The organism is Chryseobacterium sp. (genome assembly GCF_045629545.1).
Classification (GTDB): domain Bacteria; phylum Bacteroidota; class Bacteroidia; order Flavobacteriales; family Weeksellaceae; genus Chryseobacterium.
The window spans coordinates 1-22,339 of sequence record NZ_JAZQRK010000009.1; the positions used below are offsets into that span (position 1 = coordinate 1).

Genomic DNA, 22,339 nt, shown 5'->3' on the forward strand with positions numbered 1-22,339 from the left:
GGCAGATGCTCTATCCAGCTGAGCTACGCACCCATTGATTAGTTTTGAGAAAACTAATAAAACAGTCGGGGCGGCAGGATTCGAACCTGCGACCTCCTGGTCCCAAACCAGGCGCGATGACCGGACTACGCTACGCCCCGAATAAGGGTCGCGGAGAGTAAGGGATTCGAACCCTTGGAACCGTTTCCAGTTCGCTTGTTTAGCAAACAAGTCCTTTCGGCCACTCAGGCAACTCTCCTAGAATAACGTTTCTGTAAAGATTGCTGATCCGTTATTGCGAGTGCAAATATAGAATAGATTTCTTTATTTTCCAAATTAATGTCAGAAAAAAAATGTGTATTTTTGAGGTAATAAATGATTAAAAAAACAAACGAATGCGTAAGACATTATATATCATAAGTTTAAGTACTTTGGTTTTTTCTTGTACTTCTCAAAAAAATATCAAAAAAAATACTTACCAGGTTAAAAAAACAACTTATCAGCAAAAAGTAGCTTCTACACAACCCAATACAACAGTTGCCAAACCACAAATTACGAATGAACGAGGAGCAGAGTTTTTTACCACCAATATTGGTGATGCCAGTAAAAATGATAACACCATAAGTTATGGATCTATAGTTTCTGCAAAGCCTAATGGGTATAAAGTGGTGAAAACTTATTTCCCTTCTGTAGGTCAGAATTTTAGACAACGTTATTTGATACTTCACTATACTGTATTGCCAGATGATAAGTCTATAACGGTTCTTACGCAACAGGCAGTAAGTTCTCACTATTTGGTAAACAATCTGCCAGACAATGAGATCTATCAACTGGTAGATGAAAACAAAAGAGCTTACCACGCAGGAGTCTCTAGTTGGCGCGCAGATAAAAACCTGAACGACACTTCTATTGGAATTGAAATAGTAAATATGGGCTATAAAGCTGATGCTATGGGGAATAAAGTTTTTGAACCATTCAGTGATATTCAAGTAAAGAAAATTGCTGCTCTGTCTCAAGATATAGTAAAGAGATACAATATTCCGGCAACCAATGTATTAGCACACGCAGATATCGCACCTTTTAGAAAACAAGATCCAGGACCTCAATTTCCGTGGAAAAAATTGTATGAAGAGTATCAGATAGGGATGTGGTATGATGAGGCGGCTAAACAAAGTTTTATGGTGACTGCTATTAGCGATATAGAAACTAGATATAATGAGCCTTCATTCATCTTCTTGGTACAAACTGCCTTACAAAAATTTGGATATGGTATAGATCCTAGTGGAAAGTGGGATGATGCTACAAAAAAAACTATAGAAGCTCTACAATACCATTTCAGACCACAAGTTTATAATGGGGTAATGGATGCTGAAACATGGGCAATTTTACAAGCATTAGTTCAAAAATACCCTACTAAGTAGTGAAAATTCTGACAACACAAAATCTTTATAAATATTAATTATTACATTAATGGAAAACTTCAGACAAGAAAGCGATTTACTAGGTAAACTAGATGTGCCTAAGGATGCATACTACGGTGTACAGACTCAGAGAGCGATCAATAACTTCAAAATATCAGGACAATTATTATCATCCTATCCAGAATTTATAAAAGGATTAGCTTTTGTGAAAAAAGCGGCGGCTAAAACTAATTTTGAATTAGGATTATTAGATGAAGCTTTATACCAAAAAATATCAGAAACTTGCGATGAATTGATTGAAGGTAAATACCATAAAGAATTCCCTATAGATATGATACAAGGTGGTGCAGGAACTTCTGTAAATATGAATGCCAACGAAGTAATTGCGAATATTGTCTTAGAAAAATTAGGCAAGAATAAAGGTGAGTACGAGTTTTGTTCTCCAAATGATCATATCAATCTTTCTCAATCTACCAACGATGCTTACCCATCTGCCATAAAGATGGGATTGTTGCAGATGAACCAAACATTGGTGGAGAAATTAGAACAAATTGTACAAGCTTTCAGAGCAAAAGGAGAGGAGTTCCATGATGTGATAAAGATGGGACGTACCCAACTTCAAGACGCCGTGCCAATGACACTGGGACAAGAGTTTGAAGCGTTTGCAGCTACTTTGGAAGAAGATATTTCAAAATTGAATAATAATGCCAACCTTTTTGTAGAAGTAAATATGGGTGCAACTGCTATTGGTACAGGAATCAATGCTCCTATAGGCTACAATACACTTTGTGCAAAAAATCTCGCTGAAATTACAGGTTACCCTGTAATCTCAGCACCTAACTTGGTAGAAGCTACTCCAGACACAGGTTCTTACGTTATTTACTCTTCCGCTATGAAGCGTTTGGCAGTGAAATTGTCTAAAATTTGTAATGATTTGAGATTGCTTTCTTCAGGTCCAAGAGCAGGTTTGTTCGAGATCAATCTTCCACCCATGCAGCCAGGATCTTCTATTATGCCAGGAAAAGTAAATCCTGTGATACCAGAAGTTGTAAACCAAGTTTGCTATAAGGTAATTGGGAACGATCTTACCGTAACTTTCGCAGCTGAGGCAGGACAATTACAGTTGAATGTAATGGAGCCAGTATTGTCGCACGCAATTATGGAAAATATTCAGTTTCTTTGCAATGCGTTAGATACTTTGCGCACCAAATGTGTTGTAGGCATCACGGCTAACAAGGAAGTTTGTTTGGCAATGGTAAAACACAGTATTGGGATTGTAACGGCACTAAATCCTTATATTGGATACAAACAATCTACAGAAATTGCAAAAGAAGCGCTAGAAAGTGGCAAAAGTGTATACAATTTGGTTTTAGAAAAAGGCATTCTTTCTCAAGAGAAATTGGATGAGATTCTAGACCCGAAAAATATGCTAAAGCCTCATAATAAATAATCACATATCATCAGCGAATAGGCATCAAAATCTATTCGCTGTTTTTTATATTTAAATTTAAAAAATACTTTGAAATTTTTAATTATCATTCCTGCTCACAACGAACAAGATAATCTCCCATTTACGTTAGATTCTCTAAAAAATCAGCGTCATACAGATTTTACAGTTGTAGTGGTGAATGACGGATCTACAGACCAAACTGCTGAGGTAATACAAAAGTACACAACAGAGGATTCTCGCTTTGAAACCATCAATCTTGATAAATCAGCCCATCAACCAGGGTCGAAGGTCGTGAATGCTTTTAATCAAGGTTTAAATTATAAGAACAGCAATGATTTTGATATCATTTGTAAATTTGATGCTGATATTATTCTAGGCGATGCTTATCTATCAACAATCAACAAAGCTTTTGTAGAAAATCCAACTTATGGATTGGTGGGAGGATTGTTGTTTGTAGAAAAAAATGATACTTGGGTTTACGAAGGAAATTCAAATAGACACCACGTTCGCGGACCAATGAAATCGTATAGAAAAGAGTGTTTTCAGGCGATTGGCGGACTTCGGGAAACTTTAGGTTGGGATAATATAGATTCTATTTTGTTGGATAATTTGGGTTGGAAAGAAGTAGTTTTGCCAGAACTTCAAGTAAAATTGATTAAAGTAAAAGGCGCAGATTATACTGTTAAACCATCAGATTATTACGGACGTTATTTTTATTTTCTTGGTTTAAATAGATTCTTGGCATATATTTCTTCGTCTAAAGAAGCGATGAAAAGTAAATCTATTTCGTTTTTCTTTAAAATTATTTCATCTTACGAAAAATGTCGTTCTCAAAATTTAGAGTTAAAGATTTCCAAAGCTGAGCAGAAAATTATCAATAACCAAAGATGGGCAATATTGAAGAAAAAGTGGCTTAAAATATAATTTTTAGATTCAATTATTTTGAAAAAAATCGCTTATATAGAGCTAGATACTCACGCAGAAATTGTACAAGATTTTATCAATGTAATGTCGGGATCTACTCAGTTTTCTGTTAATTATTTCTTATCCGAAAAAATTAAAAAACAGATTGTCACAAAAGATGAGGTTGTGTATTCTTCTGATAGTTCTAGGATTCTAGATCAGTTGGCTATGCATTCTTACGATTTGGTTATTATTGGTACTGTTCATCGTTATTTCAATACTTTTTTGGCAATTACCATGCAATACAAATCGGCTGTAATTGTACATAATTTGAATTTTTCTAAAATTTCTAAAGGAAAATTAATTCAAAATATCATTAAAAAAGACGTCGTTTATCGTTTAAAATTATGGTGGAAAGAAGGCTTAATTAATGCACCAAAAGTTTATGAAAATGCCCATCAATTATTGGTTTTAGATGAGGAAATGAACTCTACTAAATACCAGTTTTTGCCTTTGTTTTTTACTAAAAAATTTCAAAAACACAATTCAGAAGTTGTTAAGATTGTTATTCCTGGAGGCGTTTCTCAGGCAAGAAGAGATTATAAACACATAATTTCTACCCTTCAAAAATTTGAAGCCAATTGTAAGAAATCTAATGGTGGAAAATTATTAGAATTTATATTTTTAGGCAAAGCGCAAGGCGAGGAGTTAAAAGAAATTATCCATCTGGAGAGATCTTTAGAGTATATTAATATCACATATTTTAAAGAAAGAATTTCGGCTTCTATTTTTGATAAATATATGCAAAATGCAGATGTACTTTGGTGTCCAATACAAAGAGAAACCGAGTTTTTTAGTCAAAAAGAAATCTACGGAAAAACCAAGATGACAGGCAATTTGGGTGACGCTATTAAATTTGGAAAAATGGCAGTTTTTCCTTCGCAGTATTCTACAAAACAACCATTTATCATTAAGGAAAAAGAAAATCTTTTAGAATTATTTTTAAGTTTAAAAAATAAAGAATTCAACTTTCAAAATGATTTTGGAAAGCAAAAAATACAAAAAGATATAGAAGGTGTTATTTCAAAAATGATTTCTATTTAAATTTAAAAATACTTTTTACAAACTTCAAATTCAGATAGTTTTCAATAGGAAATATTTTTGTAAAATAATTACCAATGAAAATCAATATCAATACAACTGCGGGTTTGTAAATTAGATTCAGGAAGTTGTTGTCAAACGATGGTAAGATAAGTGAAACAGTAATGGCTAAAGTACAAATGATAGAGACAAAAATCATTTCTATACTCAGAGGGGAAACTTTAAATTTAATATAATTAAATATCACTTTTATCACGTTATAAATTGTAAGTGAAATAGCGGTGGAAAGTGCAATACCAATCAGTTTTAGGTCTGTATTTTTAATGAAATAAAGGTTTAGACTTATCGTGAGTCCTGCCATAAGCATCATCACAATAATATTAAATCTATAATATTTTGAAAGTGAAATAATATTTCCGTTAAATCCTGTTGCTAGATCCAGTAAAACTGCTGATCCCCAAATCCAAATTACAGGTTGATATTCTCTTAAAAGCAATCCGTTTTTAGGCATAAAATGCGCCAAATAAGGAAATCCTACCATAATGCAAGAGAACAACACTGCGCCCAAAAAGTAGAGTGATAATGAGGTTTTTTTGTGAAACCGATCCAATTCTTCCATATCACCTTCAGCAAGATTTTTACTGATAATTGGTGCAGATATATTGAATAATCCCAATTGCGGAACAGAAATAACAGAAATCAATGCATAAAGCACAGAATAAATTCCGTTTTCTTCCATACCCAAATATTCGCCAATCATAAAACTGTTGATGGCAAGATAATTTCCAAAAGTTCCTAAAAATCCGAAGAAACTATAGTTGGCAAATTCTTTCCAGAAATCATTTTTCTTGAAATAAACTGTACTGAAATCTAAGTTTATTTTTTCTAATTTGTTGGTGTAATAAATATATCCAGTAAGCATTAAAGCAAACATGGCAAAGAAAAAAGCAAATGCAATATTATTGGATAATGCAAAATACGAAGCCAAAATAAAAGCGCCTAGATTGGCAATCTTCGGAAGTAAATTGTCTAATAAATTCGGGACAACAATTCTTTTATAGTTGGAAATATACTTATTAAAGATTGCACAAAAAGAGAGTAGAAGAATAAGTGGAAGCACAATTTCCTTCATCTTCCAAGCTTCAGTGTTCTTGAAATTCGGGAATAGGATAGGAATGATAAAAAATACAAGTGAAAATACAACAAAGTTGATAGAAATGGCTGCTAAGGAAAGTGATAGCATATTTTGCTTTTTGCCATCTTGTTCTGCCTTACGGAAAAACTTTACATTGGAGTATGAAATCCCCAAAACTACGAAGGGAACTAGCATTTCTGCAGCGGGCAAAATATACCTTAGTGTTCCATAGAATTCAAAATCATTCGGGAAAATAAATATAGCAGATACAGTTCCTATCAAAAAACCAATGTATCCGATAATAGAATATTTTATCCCTTGCCTTGCTACTACACTCATATAAGTTCTATTGAGATTTTGGGATAAAAATTATGTTGTTAATGTATTCGGTCTTATTTTTTTCGTCTGATGTGTTTTTTATCAAGATTTCTTCGGTAAGAATCTCTAGCTCAAAACTTTTTCTGTTAAGATAATGTGCTTCAAACCCCCAGCTTTCGATTTCTGATATTTCATTCCAAATCGGTTGGTTGTGGTGTCTTTGTTCCATCTCAACCATTAATGTCGGTTTGAATTTTTTGATGATGTTTTTTCCGCCGTGCAGTGTTTTCATTTCGTTGCCTTCCACATCAATTTTCACAAAATCCAGTCTTGTTAGGTTTTCTTTTGCTGCCCAATCATCAAGTTTTATTACTTTTACTTTTTCGGTATAGCTTTTTTCTTCGCCTTTCTCTTTGTATTCAGTATTTAGGGTTCCTCTAGAAGCTACCATTTTACCATTAATAATTGGAACTTTAAATTCGGCTGTTGTATTTTCGTTGGATAATGCCCAAGATAAAATGTGCATGGTAGGAAAAAGCCTTTTCAGTCTTTTATTTAGCTTTTTATTAGGTTCAAAACCATAGATATTGTGATGAGAAAGTTTGTCTTCTAGTTGGTATAAAAATGTACCTACATTGGCGCCAATATCCAAAATCGTAGAGTTGGTAGATAAATACTCTTTTATCCAAACCAATTCTGGCTCTACATTTCTAGCAGAAAAATTATCTTTAGTAAGATGGTGCAAACTTTTAAAGTATCTTTTCTTATAAAAATTCGGACTTATATATTGTAGATTTTCTGCAAGCTGTTGGTATAGCGACATAATGTAGAGTTTGAAAACGACCGCAAAGGTAATGAAAATGTAAAACAGGTTGCCAATATATTTTTTGCAAAATACTCGATAGGTATGATAAAATGTCTAGTATGATTGTCAATTCAAGATAAATTAAAATTATCAGCGAGTGCTCACTTTTGTATCAATGATGAATTAATAAAATCATTGAAGGGTTTTATAATTTCGAAGATTTTGCTAAAGTTTTTTGCAGCATTAGGATCTAGAACTTCGCTATCTTTTAAATTGTAAACCACAATGAAGCTTTTTAATTTTAAATAATCTCCCATTACATCTTCTTTTTCGAATCCTTGAGGGATTTTTACTAATTTTTGTTCTTGAGATAGCTCTGGAAAGTATTTTTTAAAATTTTTATTGTTGATTATTTTTAGAAATTCGTCACCATTCATGGAAATTTCTTTTCTTATCTCTTTTAATGTAGGAGAATCGGGCATGTAGATTCCGCCTGCCAAAAAGGATTTCCCCGGTTCTATGTGAATGTAATATCCCGCTTTTTTACTGCCTTTTCCCATGCCTAAGGAAGCTCCGAAATTTGTTTTATAGGGGTTTTTATCTTTTGAGAATCTCGTATCTCTATAAATCCTAAATAAAGCCTTTTTTGCGTCTATTTTTAAAATATTAACATCAAAATTTCCCATCTCGTCTATCAAATAATCTAGAAAGGAGATGATGTTTTCTTGAGAATCTTGGTAAAGGTTTTTATTGAGATTGAACCATTCTCGGTTGTTATTACGGTCTAAAGCGCGAAGAAAATCGAATACATTGGGAGATATAATTGTAGACATACTCTATTGTTTTATTCAAATTTAAATAAATAAAATTAGAAAATTTAAATAGAAAATTTTTCGCAATAGTGGGAAAGTCATAAAATATGATATGGAAATCATTATCATCTGTATTTTTGAAAAATTATTAAATTTTAAATAAAATTTTTGGGTTTTTTTTGTGGAAATTAAAAAATGTTTGGGTATTTCTAAAATAAAATTATCAATTCTTTAATATTAGATAATCCAAAATTCAAATATTTGTTGTACATTTGCAAAAAGTTTAAAATAATTAATGAATTTATTTACGGAGACCAATTTAAGACCTGATATCCTTAAGGCTATTGGCGAACTGGGTTACGAAAGCCCGACAGAGATCCAAAAACAGACTATCCCTTTTATTCTATCAGATACACGCGATCTAATCGCACTTGCGCAGACAGGGACAGGCAAAACAGCAGCGTTTACGCTTCCGATTTTGGATATGATTGACGATACGAGTCGCAAAATCCAATTTTTGGTGCTTTGCCCGACACGAGAATTATGTCTACAGATTTCTAAAGACATAGCCAATTATTCAAAATACATGCAAAACATCAAAACTACAGCAGTTTATGGTGGTAGCAGTATTACAGATCAAATGCGCTCTTTGAGAGATAAGCCTCAAATTATTGTAGGTACTCCAGGAAGGGTAATCGACCTCATCAACAGAAAAGCTCTAGATTTTTCAGAGATTCGTTGGTTGGTATTGGATGAAGCAGATGAAATGCTTTCTATGGGTTTCAAAGACGAATTGGAAACAATTTTGAGCGAAACTCCAGAAACAAAACAAACTTTCTTGTTCTCGGCAACGATGAGCAAAGAAGTAGAGAGAATTTCTAAAAGTTACCTTACAGCACCTCACCGTATTTCTGTAGGTTCTATTAACGAAGTTAAGAAGAATATCAAGCACGAATACTATGTTGTAGGATACCGTAATAAGAAAGAGGCTCTTAAGAGACTTATTGATGCAAACCCAAACCAATATTCTATTATCTTCTGTAGAACGAGAATGGAAACTCAAGAATTAGCAGATTTCTTGATGCAGAATGGTTTTGCAGCGGATGCACTTCATGGTGATTTGTCTCAGGCACAACGAGATACAGTAATGAAGAAATTCAGACTGAAAAACATCGATATCTTGGTAGCAACAGACGTTGCAGCTAGAGGTTTGGATGTAAACTCTCTAACACACGTTATTCACTTCTCATTACCAGATGATCCTGAAGTATTCGTTCACAGAAGTGGAAGAACAGGTAGAGCAGGAAAAGACGGTATTTCTATGGCATTGATAAAGCCAGAAGAAAGCAGAAAATTGAAGCAGATCAAATCTGTAACTAAGATTGATATCCAAGAGAAAAAAATCCCTACAGGTGACGAAGTTATTTCTGCACAAGTAGCTGGAGTTTTCGAAAAATTATTAACGGAGCATGAAGATATCTTCCAATTTGATGATAGTTTAGTTCCAGATCTTAGCAACTTTACCAAAGAACAATTGGTTCACCAGTTATTGCAATTCCAACTGAAAGATCTTGCATTGTACTACAAAGACAAGCATGATTTGGCAGATCAGAAATTCAGCAATAGAGATGACGATTCTAGAGGAGGTAGAGATCGTGATAGAGGTAGAGATCGCGATAGAGGAAGAGATCGTGATAGAGGCGACAGAAACGATAGAGGCGACAGAAGAAGCGGAGATCGTGAAAGAAGCTCTAGACCTAGAAAAAGTGATGAAAATATGACTCGTTTTTTCTTCAATCTTGGTAAAAAAGATCAGTTGAAAAAATTGGACGTATTAGAAATCCTAAACAAAGCAACTTCTAGCAAAGGAAGCAAAAGAGCAGAGATAGGAAATATCGAAATTCTTGATAAATTCTCATTCTTCGAGATTGAAAAATCTTACAAAAATGAACTTTTAGGAAATCTTTCTTCAATGAAATTTAAAGGGAAAGACATGAGAGCTGAAGAAGCTAATTGATTTTCTCATACATTATAGGAATAGCCAGCATATGCTGGCTATTTTTTTTGTGCCTTATAGCCAATTTATTACGCCAATATTAACAAAAGTTAATGCCGGAAGCTTTTTGTTCACAAGGTTTTTTAGGAAATTTGCACTCAAATAAATAAATATACTTACAAATGGCAATTGGTAACATTTTCCACGCATTTCAGCCTAAAGATAAAATCTTTTTTGTGCTTTTCGAGAAAGTAACCGAAAACTTAGTGGCAATGTCTAAAGATTTCGACAACGGAATGAAAGATTTTGATCTAAATGACGATTCGATGTTGAAACTGATGAGCGACTATGAACATAAAAACGATGAGATCACTCATGAAATATTTGTAGAACTGGGAAAAAATTTCATTACTCCTTTCGATCGTGAAGATATCCACACACTTGCAACAGGATTAGATGATATTGCAGATTATATATATGCATCAGCAAAATATATTTTCTTATACAAATCTCCTATGATGAAGGCATATGCGGATTTTTCTTTATTAATCTATAAAGCTTGTTTAGAAATTCAAAATGCAATGCAAAATTTGAAAGGATTCAAAAATATGGAACAAGTGAAAGAAGCTTGTATCAAAGTAAATTCAATTGAAAATATTGCAGATGATCTTCTTTCTAATTCTATGGTAGAACTTTTTGAAACTAATGATGCTATTAATATCATTAAAATTTCATCAGTACTTAATTATCTAGAGGTAGTTACAGACAAAGCAGAAGATGTAGCCAATACGATTGAAAACATCATGATTAAATACGCTTAAACAGAATAACAAAAATGGAATTTCCTATTTTACTTACCGTTATTATTGCTTTAGCTTTAATTTTCGATTATATCAATGGTTTTCATGACGCTGCAAACTCTATTGCAACTATTGTATCTACCAAAGTTTTAACTCCTTTTCAAGCAGTACTATGGGCTGCTGTTTGGAATTTCGCAGCATTTTTTATTGCGGTTTATGTTATCGGAGAATTTAAAATCGGGAATACAATAGCAAAAACCGTCAACGAAAATTTCATTACTTTAGAAGTTATTTTTTCTGGGTTAATTGCAGCAATTGCTTGGAATCTTTTGACGTGGTGGTTTGGTATCCCATCTTCATCATCTCATACTCTTATTGGTGGATTTCTTGGAGCAGCACTTACACACGCATTCATGGTTGATTATCGTGAAATTGTAGCCACACAAGCTGATCTTGGCATATTTGATACTATAAAGCATGCACTAGCTAAACTAACAACCCAAGATGTTGTAAAATTCAGCAAGGTGATCCCAATATTCATATTTATATTTTTGGCCCCTGTAATTGGGATGATAATTTCAATTATTATTACTCTAATTATTGTACATCTATACAAAAATTCAAATCCGCACAAAGCAGACAAGGCATTTAAAAGATTACAGCTAGCATCTTCTGCTTTATTTAGCTTAGGACATGGTCTTAATGATGCACAAAAAGTAATGGGTATTATTGGTGCAGCGTTGATCTACTATCATGTGGATATGTTACAAGATCCTGTTTATTTAAACATTGCGACTGCAGAACGTTTCAATTATTTCTCTCAGCATTACGTCTGGGTGCCGTTAGTATCGTTCGTAGCAATCGCTTTGGGAACTATGAGTGGTGGTTGGAAAATTATCAAAACCATGGGAACCAAAATTACGAAAGTAACTCCGCTAGAAGGGGTAAGTGCTGAAACGGCAGGAGCGATCACTTTATTCATTACAGATCACTTCGGTATTCCGGTTTCTACTACGCATACCATTACAGGTTCTATCATTGGGGTAGGACTTACCAAGAGAATCTCAGCGGTACGTTGGGGGATTACCGTAAGCTTACTTTGGGCTTGGGTACTTACAATACCTATTTCAGCTTTAGTTGCAGGAATTACTTATCTTTTGGTGACTTATTTCACATAAAATATTATCCATAATAAAACTTATAAACTTTGTCAGTATTGGCAAAGTTTTTTGTTTTGCAACCCCTTAGAAAATCGTATTTTTGTTTAAATTATAAAATTTTATGGAATTTTTAGACACCTACCAACAGATTGTTGCTGATGCTATTGCCAAGTATACCTTCAAAGATAAGCCAGCAGAATTGTATGATCCAATGAATTATATTATCTCGCACGGAGGGAAGCGTTTGCGTCCTATCATGGTGCTGATGGCTTGTGATTTATTCGGAGGTGATATGAAGGCGGCGATAAAGCCCGCATTGGCGATTGAGTTTTTCCATAATTTTACTTTGATACATGATGATATTATGGACGAAGCTCCACTAAGGAGAAATAAGCCTACTATCCATACTTTGCATGGCATCAATGTAGGAATTCTTTCGGGAGACGGATTGATGCTGAAAGCGTATAAGTTTTTCGAAGATTTGGAGCCAGAAATTTTCAAAGCTTGTATCAGAATATTTACTCATACAGGTTTGTTACTTTGCGAAGGACAACAATATGATATCAATTTTGAAACTCAGGAAAATGTAACGTATGACGATTATATCCGAATGATTACTTATAAAACTGGTGTGTTGAGTGCTTGTTCATTCGAGATTGGAGCGATGATTGCTAAAGCCAATTTCTCTGATGCTAAAGCTATTTTCAACTTTGGTAAACATATCGGTATTGCTTTCCAGATCATGGATGATTATCTGGATGTATTCGGTGACCAAGCTCAATTTGGTAAGAAACATGCAGGTGATATCTACGAGAACAAAAAAACTATTCTTTATCTATTAGCAAAAGAACATGGAACAGAAGAAGAAGTAAAAGAATTAGATTATTGGTATTCTAAAAAGACCGATAATATTGATAAAGTATACGGTATCGAAAAGATTTTCAGACGTGTAAAAGTAGATGAAAAAGCTTTAAGATTAATCGAAAAACACAACGAAATAGGACAAAGTTTCTTAGACAAAATAGACGTAAGCGAAGAAAAGAAAAAACCTTTCAAAGAGCTGGCGAACTATTTGCTTAGAAGAGATAGCTAATACAAAATAGAGGTTAGAGAAAGGGTAGAATGCCTAATTTCTAGCCTCAATTTATTTAACATTATGAAATTTAGAACTGAAGTTAATATTCAAGAATCTGAAATAAAAATTGATATTGAAGATAAAATATTTTCAATAGGTTCTTGTTTTGCCTCAGAGATGGCAGATCTTTTTTCTCAAGGTCAGTTGCAGACAGTAAACAATCCTTTCGGAACCATTTTTAATCCATATTCCATCAGCAATGCTGTAAAAAGACTTCACGATTCTGAGTTGTATGTAGAAGATGAGCTGATTGCTTATGATGAAGAATATATTTCTTTGGATCATCATTCTAGTTTTGATACAAGATTTATCCATCAAACTTTAAAGAAGATCAACGATGAGATTACCGATGCCAATCATTTTCTACAAGATACCAAATGGGTAATTATTACCTATGGAAGCTCGTTCATTTATAATTTTGAGCCGAAAAACAAATTGGTGGCAAACTGTCATAAGATACCTCAGAAGTTTTTCCAAAAGAAAATTCTTACCAACCAAGAGATTGCAGATTCTATTTTTAATACGATTTTAAATTTAAAAGATATTTGCAATGAGGATGTACAGATACTTTTCAGTGTATCGCCAGTGCGTCATACCAAAGATGGAATGGTAGAAAACCAGTTGAGTAAATCTAGGCTTATCAACGCGATCCATGAAGTAATAGGAACGATGAGCGATTGTCATTATTTGCCTATCTACGAAATCATGGTAGACGATCTTCGGGATTATAGATTTTATAAAGAAGATATGATTCATCCCAATTCTCAAGCGGTAAATTATATTTTCGAGAAATTCGGGGATTCTTATTTTTCTGAGGAAACGAAAGCTTTTATAAAAGAAAATTTTAAAATAAACAAAGCTTTACAACATCGCTCTGATGATGATAAAGATCCGAAATATATAGAATTTAGAGAAAAACTAAACCAAAGGATTGCCCAACAACAGCTAAAAACTAAACATAAAATATTTTAAAATAAAATGATAGATACTCATACTCACTTGTATTCTGAAGAATTTGATGAAGACAGAAAAGAAGCAATACAAAGAGGGATTGATAAAGGAATTACCGCATTTTATTTGCCTGCGATAGACTCCGAATCTCATGAAAAAATGCTTCAGTTAGAATCTGAATATCCTGAGTATATTTTCTCTATGATGGGACTTCATCCTTGCTATGTAAAACCAGAATCTTGGGAAAATGAATTGAATTTGGTTAAAAAATACCTTGACGAAAGAAGTTTTCCGGCAATTGGAGAAATTGGGATCGATTTGTATTGGGACAAAACTACTTTGGATATCCAAGTGAAAGCTTTCGAACAACAGATAGATTGGGCAATAGAAAAAGACTTACCAATTGTTATCCACACTAGATCTAGCTTTGATGAAACTTTTGAAGTTTTAGAAAGAAAGAAACATCCAAAATTACGCGGAATTTTCCATTGTTTTTCTGGAGACCTACAACAAGCACAACGTGCGATAGATCTTAATTTTATTTTGGGAATTGGTGGAGTAGTTACCTTTAAAAACGGAAAGATTGATCAATTTTTAGGCGAAATTCCGTTGGATAAAATCGTATTAGAAACAGATTCTCCTTATTTGGCGCCAGTTCCAGTTAGAGGAAAAAGAAACGAAAGTTCTTATCTAGATTTGGTAGTTGGGAAATTGGTAGATATCTATGGACTAGATTTTGCAGAAATTGATAGAATGACTACAGAAAATGCAAACCGAATGTTTGCTGCCTCTGCATTATAAAACAAAAGCCTTCCATATTTGGAAGGCTTTTTTATGATTATTTCTTTCTAGCGAAATTATTCTTATTGTTTGGTTTCTTGGTACTGTCAGTTCTAGGCTGAGCAGGTTTTTTTCTTTGTTGCAAGAATGGCTTATTCACTTCTCTTTTTTGTGCAACTAGATTATCGGTGTGGTAAGGGTGATCTTTCTCAATAGGAATTTTCATTCCAATTAATTTTTCTGTACCTTTTAAGTTTAATAAATCTAAACCATCTACAAAAGAAATAGAGCTACCTTCTGCACCAGCACGTCCTGTTCTACCAATACGGTGAACATAAGTTTCTGGAACGTCTGATAATTCAAAGTTAACTACATATTTCAACTCATCAATATCAATTCCTCTTGCAGCAATATCCGTAGCAACTAAAATACGCGTTTTACCAGATTTGAAATTGGTTAATGCGTTTTGTCTTGCATTCTGAGACTTGTTACCATGGATAGCTTCTGCAGAAATATTGTGAGATTGTAGCTTTCTTGCAATTTTATCTGCTCCATGCTTGGTTCTAGAAAATACCAAAACAGAATCTTTGATGGTATTTTGAAGTACGTGCGTTAGCAAATCTAGCTTGTTATCTTTATCTACGTAATATACAGATTGCTTTATGGTTTCTGCGGTAGAGGATATAGCTGCAACCTCTACTTTTACAGGATTATTAAGGATAGAATCTGCTAATTTTGAGATTTCTGTAGGCATTGTAGCCGAGAAAAATAAAGTTTGTCTTCTCTGAGGTAAAAGTTTGATAATTCTTTTTACATCATGTACAAATCCCATATCTAGCATTCTATCTGCTTCATCTAGAACAAAAATTTCAAGATGTTTTAGGCTAATAATTCCTTGTGCGATAAAGTCTAACAATCTACCAGGAGTAGCTACCAAAATATCTACACCTCTTCTTAATGCTTTTTCTTGGTTTCCTTGTTTTACTCCTCCGAAAACTACCAATTTTCTTAATGGTAAATTACCACCGTAAGCATTGAAGCTTTCTTCAATTTGGATCGCTAATTCTCTTGTTGGAGTAAGGATTAACGCTTTTATATGATTATTCTTTGGTCCTTTTCTTTCGGCAAGATTTTGTAAAATAGGGATTGCAAATGCTGCAGTTTTTCCTGTTCCGGTTTGTGCAGTTCCCAAAAGATCTCTATGTTGTAAGATAGATGGTATTGCTTTTTCTTGGATAGGTGTTGGTTTTTCATAACCTTCCTTTTGAAGCGCATCTAAAATGGGCTTAATAATGTTTAAATCTGTAAATAACAAAATAGTATTGTGTATTAAAATAGTGCGGGTGAAGCAGTATACTTCATCATTTTTAGCAAATCTGCTAAAAAAAATTAACAGAATTTTAAGTAAATAAATTACTATAATGGCTGAGAATGCCGCGAAATATGGTGCAAATATAGACTAATTTTGCTAACATCAATCATCTTACTCTAATTAGACTCAATTATTATACATCATTTTTAGTTTTAAAGAATATTTCTACTGAGGAAAGTGCATAAATTATGGAGCATGAAAAAGGAGAAACAGTTCCGTTTCTCCCTTTTTTTATTTTAAATTTTCAAGAAAATAATTATCCATGAAGTTGTTTCCAGATAGCATCTTTCAATTCTACTAAACCTTCACCCGTAACGCCTGAAAAGAATAATGGTTTCTTGTTTTCAGGGAACTCTGCAGCAATTTCAGTTCTCAATTCTTCATCCAATAAATCACATTTGGATACCGAGATAATAAAATCTTTATCCAACAATTCTGGATTGTACTCCTTCAATTCGTTTTCTAATATTTTAAATTCTTGGAAATGATTTTCTGAATCTGCGGGGATTAAAAATAATAAGATAGAGTTTCTTTCAATATGTCTCAGGAAACGGTGTCCTAGACCTTTACCTTCCGCTGCACCTTCTATGATACCTGGGATATCAGCCATTACAAATGATTTGTAATTTCTATAATCCACAATGCCAAGGTTGGGAGTAAGGGTTGTAAATGCGTAGTTGGCAATTTTTGGTTTTGCAGCAGATACTGCTCCCAATAATGTAGATTTTCCAGCATTTGGGAAACCTACCAAACCTACGTCTGCTAATATTTTTAGCTCGAATACTACAAATCCTTCTTGCCCATCCATACCTGGTTGTGCATATCTAGGTGTTTGGTTAGTAGAAGATTTGAAATGCTCGTTACCCATTCCACCTTTACCACCTTCCATAAGGATAATCTCTTGGCCATCTTCCATGATTTCACCCATGATCTCGCCATCTTCATTCTTAGCAATAGTACCAATAGGCACCTCAATGTATACGTCTTCTCCGTATGCACCTGTTAACTGATTTTTAGCTCCGTTTTGTCCACGCTCCGCTTTGATGTGACGCGTGTAACGCAAAGGTAGCAACGTCCATTCATTTGCATTACCTTTCATGATAACATGGCCGCCTCGCCCTCCATCACCACCATCGGGTCCACCTTTGGGTATATATTTTTCTCGGCGAAGATGCGCAGAACCTGCGCCACCATGACCACTTTTACAATGAATTTTTACGTAATCTACAAAATTTGACATTCAATAAATGTTATGAGTTATAAGTTATGAGTTATGAATTATGAGTTATGAATTGGAGAAGCTAATAACCCATTACTCATAACCGCCAACTATTTTATTTTTTCTACCTCAGCAAATAGTTTTTCAGAGATCTGGTTGATTTCTCCCACACCGTTTATTTCAACGTATTTGCCTTGTTGTTTATATAATTCTGCAACTTCTGCAGTTTTGGTATAATATTCTTTTATTCTGTTTTGGATAATAGTCTCGTTACTATCATCTGTTCTCCCGCTTGTTTCGCCTCTTTTTAGCAGACGTTCTACAAGAGTTTGGTCTTCTACGATAAGAGAAAGGCACACATCAATGTTATCATTCAGCTCGTCTTTTACAATTTTCTCTAACGCTTCAGTTTGTACCGCTGTTCTTGGGTAGCCATCAAAAATAAATCCTGCTGCATTGGTGGGTTTTCTCAACTCGTCAATTAGCATATCTATCGTTACTTGATCCGGAACTAATTCTCCTTTGTCAATGTAAGATTTTGCCAATTTTCCAAGCTCAGTATCATTTTTCATGTTGTATCTGAAAAGATCACCAGTAGAAATTTGCTTTAGATTAAATTTCTCAATCAAATTTTGAGCTTGAGTACCTTTCCCACTTCCTGGAGGGCCAAAAAGAACAATGTTTATCATTTTTACTTTAATTAAATAATATTATTAAAATTTACTTCCTAAGATTAATGGTTGATTTGCCCATCTTCTAATTGATAAAGATCCGAAAGGTTTCTTCCCAATTCGTCATAGTCTAGCCCGTATCCTAATACAAACTTGTTTGGAATCTCTTTTCCGATATAATCAAGCTTAAAATCTTTCTTATAAATTTCAGGTTTCAATAGGAAAGAAGCCAATTTTACAGATTTAGGTCTTTGGGTTTCTTGGAAGTACTTAAACAAACTTTCTACCGTATTTCCTGTGTCTACAATGTCTTCTACCAAAATGATGTGACGATCTTTGATGTCTTTCGTAAGTTCCATCTTTTGGTATACAATCCCTGTAGATTCTGTACCTGCATAAGAACTCATTTGTATAAATGCAATCTCGCATGGTCCTGGGTAATGTTTCAGAAGATCAGAGAAAAACATGATCACTCCGTTTAGCACGCCTATGAAAACAGGAACCTCATCCTTATAGTCTTCATATATTTTAAGAGCCGTAGCTTTTACAATTTCCTGAATTTCTTCGTCCTTTAAATAAGGAACAAAAGTTTTGTCGTGAACTTTAATGCTTTCCATAAAATTTTTAGTAGTTTGCAAAGTTACGTAATTTAGATTTTTGATTAAAATCTTTTTGCGCTTTATATCAATTTATATACTTAAAAATTAAAATTTCTGCAATTAAATGCCTTTTATGGGTTCTAAATTTATTTTTAATTGTCTAAAGTTGATCTAAAATTATATTTTGTATAATTTTAATTGCCGTTCAGTATCGCATGTAAGAACGATGGTGGAGTTATATTAATAATGTTTCTAGTTTTAATTATCGATAATAATGGAGCTATTAGCAAAATATATATTTATGCTGTAATGACTAAAAATTAGTGAATCCATTCAAATAAAATAGCATCATTATTTGCTCAGCCTATTTTTTCAGAGTAATTTTGTGCGAATCTAAAAATAAAAGTAAAATATGTCAACTTACGTAGTTGTAGGTCTTCAATATGGAGATGAAGGAAAAGGAAAAATCACCGATGTATTATCTGCAAAGTCAGATTATGTAGTTCGCTTTCAGGGCGGAGACAATGCAGGTCATACTGTATATGTAGGTGAAGAAAAATTTGTTTTGCACCTTCTACCATCAGGAGTTTTGCAGTGCAAAGGAAAATGTATCATTGCTAATGGAGTAGTGGTAAACCCAAGAGCCTTCATGAAGGAGATTGGGCAGATTGAAAGTAAAGGTTTGAGAACAGATCATATCTTTATCAGCAGAAGAGCTCACGTTATCATGCCATACCATATCCTATTGGATACTTACCGTGAAGAAGAGCAAGGTGGTACGCAGATTGGTACTACCAAAAAGGGAATTGGCCCATGTTATGAGGATAAGATTGCTAGAGTAGGAATCCGAATGGTAGATCTACTAAATCCTGAAATCCTTAGAGATAAAATAGAGAAAAACTTGAAAGTTAAAAATTCTCTTTTTGAAAAATATTATGGAAAACCAGTTTTGGATGTTGAGGCAATCTATAACGAATTCTTAGAATTCGGACAATTATTGAAAGATAGAATTGTAGATACAGAACTAGAACTAAACGAAGCCATAAGAGACGGTAAAAATGTATTATTCGAAGGAGCACAAGCTTTAATGCTAGATATCGACTTCGGTACCTATCCATACGTTACTTCTTCTTCGCCTTCTACAGGTGGAGTTTGTACAGGCGCTGGTGTACCTCCAACATCATTGAAAAACCTTATTGGTGTGGCCAAAGCCTATTGTACTAGAGTTGGAAACGGACCTTTCCCTTCTGAACTAGACAATGAATTGGGAGAAAGCATCAGACAAATTGGTGGAGAATTCGGTGCTACTACAGGTAGACCTAGAAGAACAGGATGGTTAGATCTAGTTTCTCTAAAACACGCTTGTATGATTAACGGAATTAATAATTTGGTAATTACAAAACTTGATGTACTTACTGGTATCGAAAATCTAAAAATCGTTACTCATTATAAGACTGAAGATGGAAAAATCATCGATTATTTCACTTCTTCTACTGAAAAATTATACAATTACGAACCTATCTATAAAGATTTACCAGGTTGGGGAGAAGATATTACTACGGTAAGAAGCTATGACGAATTGCCTGATAATGCACAAAAATATATAGAGTTTATAGAAAATTATTTAGGCATCAATGTTTACTTGGTATCAGTTGGACCAGAAAGAAGCCAAAACATTATCAGAAAAGAATTATTCTAGTCAACAAATAGAATTATCATATCTTAAAATCCTGCTTCGGCGGGATTTTTTTGTATCAATAATCTTTTACATGAAAATTTGTTATTTTACACATAGTTAAAATTATATATTTAATAAAGAATTCATAAAACACATCATTGTTTATTAAAAATTTGGCAAAATTTTTGATTACATTTTAATAGTTAATTGTATTTAAGTGTAAAACTAATAATGGTAGTCATATTTAACCCTTTAATTTTGTAAACAATGAAAAACTTTCTTCACAATCAAGAATTTAGCTTAAACGAAATTGTATTCGAGCATCGAAACAAAGAATATGGCGCTTATGCTCTTAGAAATGATGCCGATCGTATGCTTACCAAGGCTCTATTTATAGGTTTGGGGATTTTAGCAGCCGCATCCATTACACCTATTGTCATCTCTTCATTTAGAAATTCAGTAACAATTACAGATATGGCGCCCCATACGCTACCTCCAATGAAAGATGTAGATGAGCGAGTGTATCAACCACCTGCTGTACAACCCACTCAACCTGTAGCACCAGCACAATCCGTAAAACAATATGATCGTACAGTGCCAGAGCCTACAAGAGATGCTGTAGAACCTGCAAAAAAGATTATACCAAAAGATGCTATTGCGGGAACTACAGATGATTTTACCGCGGTGCCTGCAAAAACGAATACCTATGTTCCGACTACACCCCAAATAAATAATGGTTCACCACAAATTGTTACTCAACCAATAATTATAAAAACAGATTTTACAAAAATTGAGAATGCATTAAGCGTGGAAGCAAAATATGAGGGAGGGATCGATGCATTTAGAAATAAAGTGGCAAGCAATTTTGACAACTCAGGGTTTGAAGAAGGAACCATGAAAACTATGGTTACGTTTATTGTAGAAAGAGATGGTTCTATTTCGGGTATCAAAGCTGATGGTAAGGATGCTAATTTTAATGATGAGGCAATTAGAACCATAAAATCTATCCGAGGAAAATGGGTTCCAGGGAAAAATAAAGACGGAGAATTTGTAAGAAGTTATTTTAAGTTTCCTATCTCTATGAATTTCAATAATTAAGATTTTTTCACTATCTTAGTACTTATCCACAAAAAATTGTTTTTTGTGGATAATTTTTTTTAGGGTTAAAATGTTTATTAACAGTGTTTTAACGTACATCGTGTTTTGTTCTTATATTGGAAGAACAGAAAAATGTGTATTTTTGAAACTTAAAGTTCAAGTAATGGCAAAAATCATAGGTATCGCTAATCAAAAAGGGGGAGTAGGAAAAACTACTACCGCCGTTAACTTAGCTGCAGCATTAGGAGTATTAGAAAAAAAAATCTTATTGATAGATGCCGATCCGCAGGCTAATGCCACCTCAGGATTAGGTGTTGAAGATGTACGATATTCTACCTACAATTTGCTGGAACATAGTGTAGATACAAGTAAATGTATCAAACAGACTACAACTCCCAATTTGGATATTATTCCTTCCCATATAGACTTAGTGGCTTCAGAGATAGAACTAGTAGACAAGGAAAACCGTGAGTATATGCTAAAAAAGGCACTAGAGACGGTAAAAGATGACTACGATTATATCATTATAGACTGTGCACCAAGTTTAGGTCTTATCACTGTGAACGCGCTTACAGCTGCTGATTCTGTAATTATCCCGATTCAATGTGAATATTTCGCATTAGAAGGTTTAGGAAAATTGCTAAATACGATAAAAAATGTACAAAAAATCCACAATAAGGATTTGGATATAGAAGGGTTACTGCTTACCATGTATGATAGCAGATTAAGATTATCAAACCAAGTGGTAGAAGAGGTGAACTCTCACTTCCCCGAAATGGTTTTTGATACTATCATCAGTAGAAATGTACGCCTTAGTGAAGCACCAAGTTTTGGAGAAAGTATCCTCAACTACGATGCAGAGAGCAAAGGAGCCATACAATACATCCAGTTGGCAGAAGAAGTTTTATTAAGAAATGAAAATTTAGTTAAAAACTAAGGATAATGATTTTAGGTTA

At 33.7% G+C, this 22,339-nt stretch carries 20 protein-coding genes and 2 tRNA genes; 13 read left to right on the top strand and 9 right to left on the bottom strand.

The annotated features are described in order from the left end of the window. Positions 1 to 65 precede the first annotated feature (65 nt). Positions 66 to 140 (bottom strand) — tRNA-Pro (locus tag ACKI42_RS01535). Between the two features lie 11 nt (positions 141 to 151). Beyond that, positions 152 to 238, bottom strand: a tRNA-Ser gene (locus ACKI42_RS01540). A gap of 136 nt (positions 239 to 374) precedes the next feature. Here ACKI42_RS01540 and ACKI42_RS01545 point away from each other — a divergent pair. The 4 genes from ACKI42_RS01545 (at position 375) to ACKI42_RS01560 (ending at position 4,857) form a co-directional block, all read left to right on the top strand. Further along, positions 375 to 1,400 carry an N-acetylmuramoyl-L-alanine amidase gene (locus ACKI42_RS01545; RefSeq protein ID WP_407401738.1) on the top strand — a complete coding sequence of 342 codons (1,026 nt, stop codon included), beginning with the start codon at positions 375 to 377 and terminating at the stop codon, positions 1,398 to 1,400. Between the two features lie 49 nt (positions 1,401 to 1,449). After that, positions 1,450 to 2,850, top strand: a complete 1,401-nt coding sequence (gene aspA, locus ACKI42_RS01550; RefSeq protein WP_407401740.1) for an aspartate ammonia-lyase — start codon at positions 1,450 to 1,452, stop codon at positions 2,848 to 2,850. Between the two features lie 69 nt (positions 2,851 to 2,919). Continuing rightward, entirely contained in the window at positions 2,920 to 3,774 is an 855-nt protein-coding gene (locus ACKI42_RS01555) for a glycosyltransferase (protein WP_407401742.1), read from the top strand. 18 nt (positions 3,775 to 3,792) lie between these two features. After that, positions 3,793 to 4,857 (top strand): hypothetical protein, encoded by a 1,065-nt coding sequence (locus tag ACKI42_RS01560; RefSeq protein ID WP_407401744.1) that lies wholly within the window; start codon positions 3,793 to 3,795, stop codon positions 4,855 to 4,857. Here the strand turns inward: ACKI42_RS01560 and ACKI42_RS01565 are convergent. The 3 genes from ACKI42_RS01565 to ACKI42_RS01575 all read right to left on the bottom strand — a co-directional run bounded on the left by ACKI42_RS01565 (position 4,850) and on the right by ACKI42_RS01575 (position 7,945). Next, the gene (locus ACKI42_RS01565; protein ID WP_407401746.1) at positions 4,850 to 6,328 is read right to left on the bottom strand and encodes a lipopolysaccharide biosynthesis protein; all 1,479 of its coding nucleotides are present in this window, start codon (positions 6,326 to 6,328) and stop codon (positions 4,850 to 4,852) included. The two genes, ACKI42_RS01560 and ACKI42_RS01565, sit on opposite strands and share 8 nt — an antisense overlap. A gap of 7 nt (positions 6,329 to 6,335) precedes the next feature. Beyond that, a complete protein-coding gene (locus tag ACKI42_RS01570) occupies positions 6,336 to 7,130 on the bottom strand; it encodes an FkbM family methyltransferase (protein WP_407401748.1) in 795 nt (264 codons plus the stop codon). 143 nt (positions 7,131 to 7,273) lie between these two features. After that, positions 7,274 to 7,945, bottom strand: a complete 672-nt coding sequence (locus tag ACKI42_RS01575; protein ID WP_407401750.1) for a DUF2461 domain-containing protein — start codon at positions 7,943 to 7,945, stop codon at positions 7,274 to 7,276. A 274-nt stretch (positions 7,946 to 8,219) separates the two neighbouring features. Here ACKI42_RS01575 and ACKI42_RS01580 point away from each other — a divergent pair, with 274 nt between their 5' ends. The 6 genes from ACKI42_RS01580 to ACKI42_RS01605 all read left to right on the top strand — a co-directional run bounded on the left by ACKI42_RS01580 (position 8,220) and on the right by ACKI42_RS01605 (position 14,767). After that, the gene (locus ACKI42_RS01580; protein ID WP_407401752.1) at positions 8,220 to 9,941 is read left to right on the top strand and encodes a DEAD/DEAH box helicase; all 1,722 of its coding nucleotides are present in this window, start codon (positions 8,220 to 8,222) and stop codon (positions 9,939 to 9,941) included. A gap of 161 nt (positions 9,942 to 10,102) precedes the next feature. Then, entirely contained in the window at positions 10,103 to 10,741 is a 639-nt protein-coding gene (locus ACKI42_RS01585) for a DUF47 domain-containing protein (RefSeq protein ID WP_407401754.1), read from the top strand. A 14-nt stretch (positions 10,742 to 10,755) separates the two neighbouring features. Next, positions 10,756 to 11,898, top strand: coding sequence for an inorganic phosphate transporter (locus ACKI42_RS01590; RefSeq protein WP_407401756.1), 1,143 nt, complete (start codon positions 10,756 to 10,758; stop codon positions 11,896 to 11,898). 103 nt (positions 11,899 to 12,001) lie between these two features. After that, the gene (locus tag ACKI42_RS01595) at positions 12,002 to 12,973 is read left to right on the top strand and encodes a polyprenyl synthetase family protein (RefSeq protein ID WP_407401758.1); all 972 of its coding nucleotides are present in this window, start codon (positions 12,002 to 12,004) and stop codon (positions 12,971 to 12,973) included. Between the two features lie 63 nt (positions 12,974 to 13,036). After that, positions 13,037 to 13,987 carry a GSCFA domain-containing protein gene (locus tag ACKI42_RS01600; protein WP_407401760.1) on the top strand — a complete coding sequence of 317 codons (951 nt, stop codon included), beginning with the start codon at positions 13,037 to 13,039 and terminating at the stop codon, positions 13,985 to 13,987. 6 nt (positions 13,988 to 13,993) lie between these two features. Beyond that, positions 13,994 to 14,767: a TatD family hydrolase gene (locus tag ACKI42_RS01605; RefSeq protein WP_407401762.1), complete on the top strand. Its 774-nt coding sequence runs from the start codon at positions 13,994 to 13,996 to the stop codon at positions 14,765 to 14,767. A gap of 37 nt (positions 14,768 to 14,804) precedes the next feature. Here the strand turns inward: ACKI42_RS01605 and ACKI42_RS01610 are convergent, their stop codons facing one another. The 4 genes from ACKI42_RS01610 to hpt form a co-directional block, all read right to left on the bottom strand. After that, entirely contained in the window at positions 14,805 to 16,061 is a 1,257-nt protein-coding gene (locus tag ACKI42_RS01610) for a DEAD/DEAH box helicase (RefSeq protein ID WP_407401764.1), read from the bottom strand. 313 nt (positions 16,062 to 16,374) lie between these two features. Continuing rightward, a complete protein-coding gene (gene obgE, locus ACKI42_RS01615; protein WP_407401766.1) occupies positions 16,375 to 17,358 on the bottom strand; it encodes a GTPase ObgE in 984 nt (327 codons plus the stop codon). Positions 17,359 to 17,447: 89 nt separating this feature from the next. Continuing rightward, entirely contained in the window at positions 17,448 to 18,026 is a 579-nt protein-coding gene (locus tag ACKI42_RS01620; RefSeq protein WP_407401768.1) for an adenylate kinase, read from the bottom strand. 44 nt (positions 18,027 to 18,070) lie between these two features. After that, a complete protein-coding gene (gene hpt / locus ACKI42_RS01625; RefSeq protein ID WP_407401770.1) occupies positions 18,071 to 18,625 on the bottom strand; it encodes a hypoxanthine phosphoribosyltransferase in 555 nt (184 codons plus the stop codon). Positions 18,626 to 19,019: 394 nt separating this feature from the next. Here hpt and ACKI42_RS01630 point away from each other — a divergent pair, with 394 nt between their 5' ends. The 3 genes from ACKI42_RS01630 to ACKI42_RS01640 all read left to right on the top strand — a co-directional run bounded on the left by ACKI42_RS01630 (position 19,020) and on the right by ACKI42_RS01640 (position 22,320). Continuing rightward, on the top strand, positions 19,020 to 20,306 hold the full coding sequence (locus tag ACKI42_RS01630; RefSeq protein WP_407401772.1) for an adenylosuccinate synthase: 1,287 nt from the start codon (positions 19,020 to 19,022) through the stop codon (positions 20,304 to 20,306). Between the two features lie 246 nt (positions 20,307 to 20,552). Next, positions 20,553 to 21,383: an energy transducer TonB gene (locus ACKI42_RS01635; RefSeq protein ID WP_407401774.1), complete on the top strand. Its 831-nt coding sequence runs from the start codon at positions 20,553 to 20,555 to the stop codon at positions 21,381 to 21,383. A 163-nt stretch (positions 21,384 to 21,546) separates the two neighbouring features. Beyond that, positions 21,547 to 22,320 (top strand): ParA family protein, encoded by a 774-nt coding sequence (locus ACKI42_RS01640; RefSeq protein ID WP_407401776.1) that lies wholly within the window; start codon positions 21,547 to 21,549, stop codon positions 22,318 to 22,320. Positions 22,321 to 22,339: the final 19 nt, after the last annotated feature.